The 7,689-nt window shown below is 76.1% G+C and carries 7 protein-coding genes and 1 pseudogene; 1 reads left to right on the top strand and 7 read right to left on the bottom strand.

Features of this window, described 5'->3' with window-relative positions:
- Positions 1–188 precede the first annotated feature (188 nt).
- The 6 genes from ACFV0G_RS30350 to ACFV0G_RS30325 all read right to left on the bottom strand — a co-directional run bounded on the left by ACFV0G_RS30350 (position 189) and on the right by ACFV0G_RS30325 (position 6,338).
- On the bottom strand, positions 189–515 hold the full coding sequence (locus ACFV0G_RS30350) for a DUF2516 family protein (RefSeq protein WP_380554976.1): 327 nt from the start codon (positions 513–515) through the stop codon (positions 189–191).
- Between the two features lie 203 nt (positions 516–718).
- On the bottom strand, positions 719–1,267 hold the full coding sequence (locus tag ACFV0G_RS30345) for a hypothetical protein (RefSeq protein WP_380554974.1): 549 nt from the start codon (positions 1,265–1,267) through the stop codon (positions 719–721).
- A gap of 53 nt (positions 1,268–1,320) precedes the next feature.
- Entirely contained in the window at positions 1,321–1,746 is a 426-nt protein-coding gene (locus ACFV0G_RS30340; protein ID WP_380554972.1) for a helix-turn-helix domain-containing protein, read from the bottom strand.
- A 102-nt stretch (positions 1,747–1,848) separates the two neighbouring features.
- Positions 1,849–2,721, bottom strand: a complete 873-nt coding sequence (locus ACFV0G_RS30335) for a nucleotidyltransferase domain-containing protein (protein WP_380554970.1) — start codon at positions 2,719–2,721, stop codon at positions 1,849–1,851.
- A 225-nt stretch (positions 2,722–2,946) separates the two neighbouring features.
- The gene (locus ACFV0G_RS30330) at positions 2,947–3,150 is read right to left on the bottom strand and encodes a hypothetical protein (protein ID WP_380554968.1); all 204 of its coding nucleotides are present in this window, start codon (positions 3,148–3,150) and stop codon (positions 2,947–2,949) included.
- A gap of 53 nt (positions 3,151–3,203) precedes the next feature.
- Positions 3,204–6,338: an SNF2-related protein gene (locus ACFV0G_RS30325; protein ID WP_380554966.1), complete on the bottom strand. Its 3,135-nt coding sequence runs from the start codon at positions 6,336–6,338 to the stop codon at positions 3,204–3,206.
- 251 nt (positions 6,339–6,589) lie between these two features.
- On the opposite strand from ACFV0G_RS30325, the gene ACFV0G_RS30320 reads away from it, so the two are divergent.
- Positions 6,590–7,204, top strand: a complete 615-nt coding sequence (locus ACFV0G_RS30320; RefSeq protein ID WP_380554964.1) for a YceI family protein — start codon at positions 6,590–6,592, stop codon at positions 7,202–7,204.
- Between the two features lie 142 nt (positions 7,205–7,346).
- Here the strand turns inward: ACFV0G_RS30320 and ACFV0G_RS30315 are convergent.
- Positions 7,347–7,689: pseudogene (locus ACFV0G_RS30315) on the bottom strand (LysR family transcriptional regulator); the annotation flags it as partial.

Here is a 7,689-nt window from a genome sequence, read left to right as displayed (position 1 = left end):
GGGGTGCGTCCCCCGCCCCGGGCGGCGTGGTGCCCTGGGCCCCCACCCCCCCCCCCGCCTTTGGGGTGTGCGGGCCCCCCCCCGAACCCCGGGGGGGGGCCCCCCCGGGGGGGGCCCCGCCTCCTTCGGTTTCAGTGCACGGTGTTGCCGACCGGACCTGCCCGCTGCCGGGCCGCCGGGCCGGTCGGCTACCAGGGGCCGTACGGGCCGATGTCCCGCCGCTTGCCGCCCCCACCGGTCAGCTGCTTGATCGCCGGGCGGACATCGACCATGTAGACGATGGCCGCGACCAGCCCGATGAGCGTGAGGAAGTTGCCCAGCACATTCGCACCGAGCAGCAGGTCGGTGCCGAGCGCCAGGCCCAGCACGATCAGCCAGAACGACTTGGTCTTCTTGTCCGCGGCCCGGTAGGCGTCCTCGCGGCGGACGGCTGCGTCGACGAAGGCGAACAGCTTGAAGCAGATGATCGCCGTGGCGAGCCACCAGAAGGGGTTCAGCACGTCGAACAGCAGGATGTGGGACACTCCGGACTCCTCACTGCGGCCTCGGTCCTACCGCCGCCCATCGTGGCACGGCGGACCGTCCACGTCGGGGACAACGTTCCGACTACCTCGGACGTGCCCGGCAGGGCCGCCCGCCAATCCGGCCCGGGAGGCCGCGGGCACCTGCGCCCGGGCCGCCCGCGGCGCGCCCGGGCACCCCGGCGGCGGTTCCCGGACTACTTCCCGGTGCTCTTGCGGGCCCGCGCGGACTTCTTCGCAGGAGCGGACTCCTCGGCCGGCTCCGCGGCGGAGGCATCCGCAGCCCCGTCAGCGTCCGCGTCGATCGCCACCTCGGTGACCTCGACGTCGATGACGTCGGGCTCACCCGCGGCGGCCCCGGCGGTCTCGTTCTGACCCTTCTCCACGACGGACTTGCCGCGCACGGCCAGCTCGTCGTAGACCTCCTTCGCCTTCACGGCGAACTCGGCGGCCCGGCCGACCTGCTGGAGGGCGAAGGTCTGCGCCTTCTCCTGGAGCACCTTCAGGTCGGTCGGCAGGGTGCTGACGGTCTCCGCCACCCGGCCCTGCGCCTCGACCAGCTTGGCCTGCGCCTCCTGCAGCCGGGCGGTCGCCTTCTCCTGGGTGCCCTTGCGGTCGGCGGCCAGCGCCTCGACCTTGCCGGGCACTTCGCGCAGCTTCTCGTACGCGAGGTCGCCTGCGCCGGCGAGGGCGTAGAGCGGGGTCGGGTCGCTGAGGGACTTCTTGATGTCGTCGGTGATCGGCATGACCGGTCCTCCCGGTGGCGTTCGGTGCGTTCGGTGGTCTGTCGGCGGCCGGCTCAGGCCTCGGCGGCCGTGGCGGCCGTCGGGTCGGCGGGCGCGGCGGAGGGCGGCGGGGTGGCGGCCGGGTCGGCGGCGCCCTCCCGGTTCTCCTTGAGGAAGGCGTCGTAGACCGCGAGCAGCGCCTGCTTCTGCCGCTCGTTGATCAACGGGTCCGCCAGGATCGCGGCCCGCAGTTCCAGGCCCTCCTCCCGGCGCTCCTCCAGGATCCCGGCCTGCACGTAGAGCGTCTCCGCGGAGATCCGCAGCGCCTTGGCGATCTGCTGGAGGATCTCCGCGCTCGGCTTGCGCAGGCCGCGTTCGATCTGGCTGAGGTAGGGGTTGGACACTCCGGCGGCCTCCGCCAGCTGCCGCAGCGAGTACTGCGCGGTGCGGCGCTGCTCCCGGATGTACTCGCCGAGCGAGCCGACGTTCAGTGAGGCCATGCCCTCAGCGTGCACGACCGTGCTTGCAATTGCAAGCACGCCGCTAACAGCTGCAATCGGCGCGTCGCCCGGCGGGCGCCCCTCCGGCACGGACTCCACCGGTCACGGCCGCGGGGCCTTCGGGCCGTGGACGGCCGTGTACTCGGCGGCCAGCCAGGGGGCGAGGTCGCCGATGAGCATCTCGAGGACGGCCGGGTCCGCCGACGGAGCGAGGGCGGCGTCGGCGGCGAGCCGCAGCTGTCCGGCGCGGGCCGGATAGCGGGCCGCGCACAGTTCCGCGGAGCGTCGCAGGTCGCTCGTCCAGCCGCCCCAGTCCGGCATGACCAGGGTGAATCCGGTGCGCACCAGCCGCCTGGCGACGCCGCGGCAGAGCCGGCGGCGCTCGTCCGCAGTGCCGGCGGCGTCGGCCCGGTGGCGCCACTGCGGCAGCAGCAGGGCGAGGTCGCCGTTGGTCTCCCGGGCCAGCAGCGCGGTGGGTCGGTACCGCGGCAGCCGGGTGCCCAGGTCCTCCCCCAGCAGCGGTGTGCAGAGGCAGGCGACGAAGAACCCGAGGTCGTGCCGTTCGAGCTCGCTGAGCAGGGCCTCGGCGGCGAACAGCAGGATGCCGACCCCGTCGACGACGCCGAACCGGCCGTCGAGGTCGCCCTCGACCGCCCGGGCGGTGGCCCGGTCCGCGGAGGTGGGCTCCCGGTGCAGCGCGATCAGCAGGTCGAGATCGGAGGCACCGGGCCGGGCGGTGCCGCGCGGGACGCTCCCGTAGAGGTACGCGCTGTGCAGCACGGGCCCGGCCGGGTCACCCGGCGCGCCGCTCGACGGTTCGCCGTACGCCCCGGTGATCGCCGTTCGGGCAGCGGCGACCAGCGGCACGAAGGCCGGCGGCACGCGGTCGAGCGCGCCCTCCCGGGCGATCGTGCCGTCGGCGCACAGGCCGCGGTCGGCGCGGTGGTGGTCCGTGGCGGGGAGACTGCCGTTCACCCGTCCGTCCTTCCTGGGCCGTGGGTTCCGTCCCTGAGCCGTGGGTTCGTCGAGTCGCGGGTTTGTCGAGCCGCGGCTTCGTCGCCACCCACGCCGGCGGCGCCCAGCCTGACGGGCACCACCCTGGCGCCGCCCGGCGGTCCGCCGCACCCGGTTTTCGCCGGCACCCCGCTGCGGGGCACCGGGCCGGACCGCCGCCCTCGCACCGGGCCCGGGCGGCCGCCCTCAGTCCCGGCCGGACCCCGGGGCCGACCCGGTCCCGGTGAAGCGGCGGTACGCCGGTGCGAGCAGGACCGCCAGGTCGCGGCCGCCGATCGTGATGCCGGACCGCCCGAGCCCCTCGATCGCCGGAGCGGCGGCGCGGGCGTCCCCGTCCTCCACCCCGAGGGTGAAGTCGCCGTCCCAGAAGCCCTCGGGCGTGGGGGTCACGGGAGCAGCAGGCCCGCGGCCGGGTGCGCCGGCGGCGTCCGCTGGGGTACCGGTCATCGCGGTCGGACTCCCGTCGCGTCGGCGGAGAGGGCGAGCAGGTCGCGCAGGGCGTCGGCGGAGAGCTCGGTGAGCCACTGCTCGCCCGGGCCGACCACCGCGCCGGCCAGGGTCCGCTTGGCGTCGATCAGTTCGGCGATCCGCTCCTCGACGGTGCCGACGCAGACCAGCCGGCGGACCTGCACCGCGCGGCGCTGGCCGATCCGGTGGGTGCGGTCGGTGGCCTGGTCCTCGACGGCCGGGTTCCACCAGCGGTCCAGGTGGACGACCTGGGTGGCGGCGGTCAGGTTCAGCCCGGTGCCACCCGCCCGCAGCGAGAGGACGAACACCCCTGGCCCGTCCGGCTGTTGGAAGCGCTCGACGAGCCGTTCGCGAGCCGTTCGGGGAACGCCGCCGTGCAGGTGGAGCACCTCGGTGCCGAGCCGCTCCGCGAGGTGGGGGACGAGCCGGCCGGCGAACTCCGCGTACTGGGTGAAGACCAGGGTGCGCTCGCCGGCCGCGAGGGCCTGCCCGAGCAGCTCCTCCAGCCGGTCGATCTTGCCCGACCGGCCCGCCAGCTCCCCACGGTCGTGGAGCAGTTGGGCCGGATGGTTGCAGACCTGCTTGAGCCGGCCGAGGGCGGAGAGGACGGCGCCCTTGCGTTCCACGCCGCGGATCCCGGCGAGGCGCTGGAGCAGGTCGGACACCACCGCCTGGTAGAGGCCGGCCTGTTCGGCGGTGAGGGTGCAGGGGACGGTGAACTCCTGCTTGGCGGGCAGGTCGAGGGCGATCGCCGGGTCGCCCTTCGTCCGGCGCAGCAGGAACGGCCCGGCCAGCCGGCGCAGCCGTTCGGCGACGGCCTGGTTGGCGTTCTGTTCGACGGGCACGGCGAACCGCTCCCGGAATGCCTCGGCGCTGCCGAACAGGCCGGGGTTGGTGAGGTCGAGGACGGCGTGCAGTTCGGCGAGGCGGTTCTCCACCGGGGTGCCGGTGAGGGCGATCCGCGGTCCGGAGCGCAGCGAGCGCAGGGCCCGGGAGCGTTCGGTGGCGGTGTTCTTGACGGCTTGGGCCTCGTCCGCGACGATCCGGCGCCAGTGCACCGCCCGCAGCCGCCCGGCGTCCCGCTGGACGGTGCCGTACGTGGTCAGGACCAGATCGGCCCCGGCGGCCGGGTCGGCCGGGCCACCGCGTTCCGGGCCGTGGTGGACGCGGACGCGGAGCCCGGGGGTGAACCGGGCGGCCTCCCGCTCCCAGGTGCCGACCATCGAGGTGGGGCAGACCAGCAGGGTGGGGCCGGTGGCTCCCTCGGCGTGCTCCAGGGCGAGCAGGGCGAGGGTCTGCACGGTCTTGCCGAGGCCCATGTCGTCCGCGAGCACGGCGCCGAGGCCGAGCCGGCCGAGGGCGTGCAGCCAGGCCACACCGCGCTGCTGGTAGGGGCGGAGGGTGCCGGTGAAGCCGGGCGGCGCGGCGGGGACGGCGGCCGGGCCCGCGCCGGCCCGGCCGGCGAGCAGGTCGCCGATCGGCCCGTCGGCGTGCACCGCGGTGACCGGCAGACCGGCCACCCGGGCGGTGTCGTCGAGGGCCAGGCGCAGCAGGTCCGCGGCGGCCATCACGCCGTTCGCGTGCCGGGTGAGGAAGGACAGGGCGGCGCCGATCCGGGCGGTGTCCACCTCCACCCAGCGGCCGCGCAGCCTGACGAGTCCCTGCTGGGCGGCGGCGAGTTCGGCGAGTTCCTCGGGGGTGAGCGGGGTGTCGCCGAGGGCGGCCCGCCACTCGAAGGCGACGACGCCGTCGCGGTCGATCCTGGCCGGCTGTTCGACGGCGCCCGGGGTGCCGCTGTGGGCGGTGAGGGCGAGGCCGAGGCGGGGCCGGCGCTCCCACCAGGCGGGCAGCAGGATGCCGAAGCCCGCGTCGGCGAGGACGGGGGCGCCGTCGCGGAGGAAGTCGAGCGCACCGGCCCGGTCGAGGCGAAGTCCGGTGGGCCGGGCCCGGCGGGCGAGTTCGCGCAGCGGCGGGTGCAGGAGGGCGGCCCGGTCGAGTTCGGCGGCCAGCACGGCCTCGGGCCGGTCCACGATCCGGGCGAGCGCCGCGTGGGCCGGGCCGCGCTCGCGCAGTTCGGCGGCCTCGACCAGCAGCGAGGGGCGGTCGGTGGCCTGGAGCAGCAGGTCGATCCGCCAGCCGTCGTCGTCGGGCAGGCCGTCCGGGCCGTCGTCGGACGGCCCGAGCGGCTCGGAGAGGCGGAGGAAGAGCCGGCCGGCGGGGTCGGCGGGGGCGCCGGCGTACCAGGCGGCAAGCCGTTCGGGGAGGCCGTCGGGGTGGGCGGTGAGCCTGCCGTCGGCGGTGTGCAGGGCATGGAACCAGTGCGCCGCGGGGCCTTCCCCGGCGGTCGGCGCCGGGTCGGTCCGGGTCTCGGCGGCGGCCCCGGTCGCGGCGAGGGCGGCCCGGGCCTCCAGGTCGGTCAGGGTGTCGAGGACGTCGGCGAGCAGGGAGTCCGCGGTGGGCCGGTCGGGGCCGGCGGGCAATCCGGCGGCGAGGCAGACCGGCGGGCAGCCGGCGGCGAGGGCGGCGGCCTCGGCGCGGTCGGCGGGCTCGGGTGCGGGATGCCAGCGGGCGTACGGGATGCCGTCGTGCTCCCGGACGGCGGGCAGGACGCGGCCGCGGCCCACCAGCCGCCAGGCCAGGTCGTGGACGGCGGTCAGCCAGCGCAGCGAGGAGCCGTAGGCGACCTCGGCCGGCGGACCGTCGTCGGGCGAGCTGACGGCGGCCGCGGCGTGCGGGTCGAAGAGTTCGCCGAGCAGCTGGGCGGTGTGCGGGCCGGACAGTACGAGGGCGGGGACCCGCCAGGGCGTGAGGGCGAGCCCTTGGCGGACGGCCCCGGCCGGGAGCTGGGGCGAGGGGGTGGGGGCGCCGCCGTGCGAGGGCAGGCGCAGGGTGGCCCAGCGTTCGGCGGCCTGGCCGGCCAGCCAGGCGGGGCCGGGCCCGAGGCCGGCCAGCAGCCGGGCGGCGGCGTCGGCGGGGCAGGCGTAGGGGTGGGCGGCCGGCCGGCCGGGCGGGGGTGCGGCGGTCGGGCGGTGGGCGCCGTAGGCGGCGGCGTCCTCGGCCCAGAGCGCGAGCCGGCCGCCGCCGAGCCAGTGCGCGTGGAGCGCGTACACGGTGCTCCCTCCGCTGCTCGGGACCGGTCCGTCCACCCTAGTCCGGCGCTCGGACACCGCGTCCCGCCCGGCGTGCGGCCCCCTCCCGGCCCGGCGTCCGACCCGGGTGCGGCCCGGCTCTCGGCCCTCCGGACACGCCGCTGTGGAAACTCGTCGCGAGAAGTGGTTGAACTTTGAACCAGATGGGGTTATGGTGGAGCCAACAAGTTGAAGCCTAAACAAATGGCTTCCGACCCCGGGAGAGACACGTCATGGGCATCTTCGGCCGCAAGAACGACACCGCCACCACCACCGTTGCCACCGCGACCCCGGTCGCCGGCCCCGACCTCGCCCACCTGACCGGCGACTACAGCATCGACCCGACCCACAGCCAGATCGGCTTCGCCGTCCGCCACGCCATGGTGACGAACGTCCGCGGCGAGTTCACCGAGTACGACGGCACGCTGCACCTGGACGGCGCCGACCCGGCCAAGTCCCGCGCCGAGCTCGTCATCAAGGTCGCCAGCGTCGACACCAACCAGGCGCAGCGCGACGAGCACCTGCGGACCGGCGACTTCTTCGCCGCCGAGACGTACCCGGAGATCCGGTTCAGCTCCACGTCCACCGAGCGGATCGGCGAGGGGACGTACCGGATGACCGGCGACCTGACGATCAAGGACACCACCCGGACGGTCGTTCTCGACCTGGACTTCACCGGGCACGCGACCGATGTGTACGGCGCGAACCGGGTCGGCTTCGAGGGCCGCACCACGGTCGACCGCACCGACTGGGGCCTGACCTACAACGCGGCGCTGGAGACCGGCGGCGTGCTGATCGGCGAGAAGGTCAAGCTGACCTTCGACATCTCCGCCGTCAAGGCCGCCTGACGCAGCACCCGCACCACCTGGCCACGCCCCCGCCGACCCTGCCGGCGGGGGGGCCGCCCAGCCCGCGGCCGTTCGGCGCCCCTCCGATCGGCGCACCACCGCACCACCGCCCCGAGCAGGCCGATGCCGCCGGTGCGCCGGGTCAGCGCGGCAGCAGCGCCGCATCCTCGTCCGGCAGCCAGCTGCCGGGCGGGCGGCGCAGCCACCCCTCGTCGGCGCCGAGCCCGGCCGCGGCCGTGCGCAGTGCCGCCAGCCCGGGGTGGCGCAGGTCCGGACGGTGCACCAGTCCGACCAGGCTGAGCGGGACCGGATCGACCAGCGGACGGGTCACGCAACCGGGGATCTCCGGGCCGCCCGTGGTGGTCAGCACCGGGTCGCCGTGCCGGGCGAGGTAGCGGGCCAGTTCGGGGACGCCCACCGGGGCGGCGTGCCCGGGCGCGGCCGCCAGACCGTGGGCGGCGACCAGCCGGCGCCCGAGGTCGGTC

Source organism: Kitasatospora sp. NPDC059571 (genome assembly GCF_042735675.1).
GTDB lineage: Bacteria > Actinomycetota > Actinomycetes > Streptomycetales > Streptomycetaceae > Kitasatospora.
The sequence above is the reverse complement of the archived record's forward strand: the minus strand, read 5'-3'. Positions and strand labels throughout refer to the sequence as shown.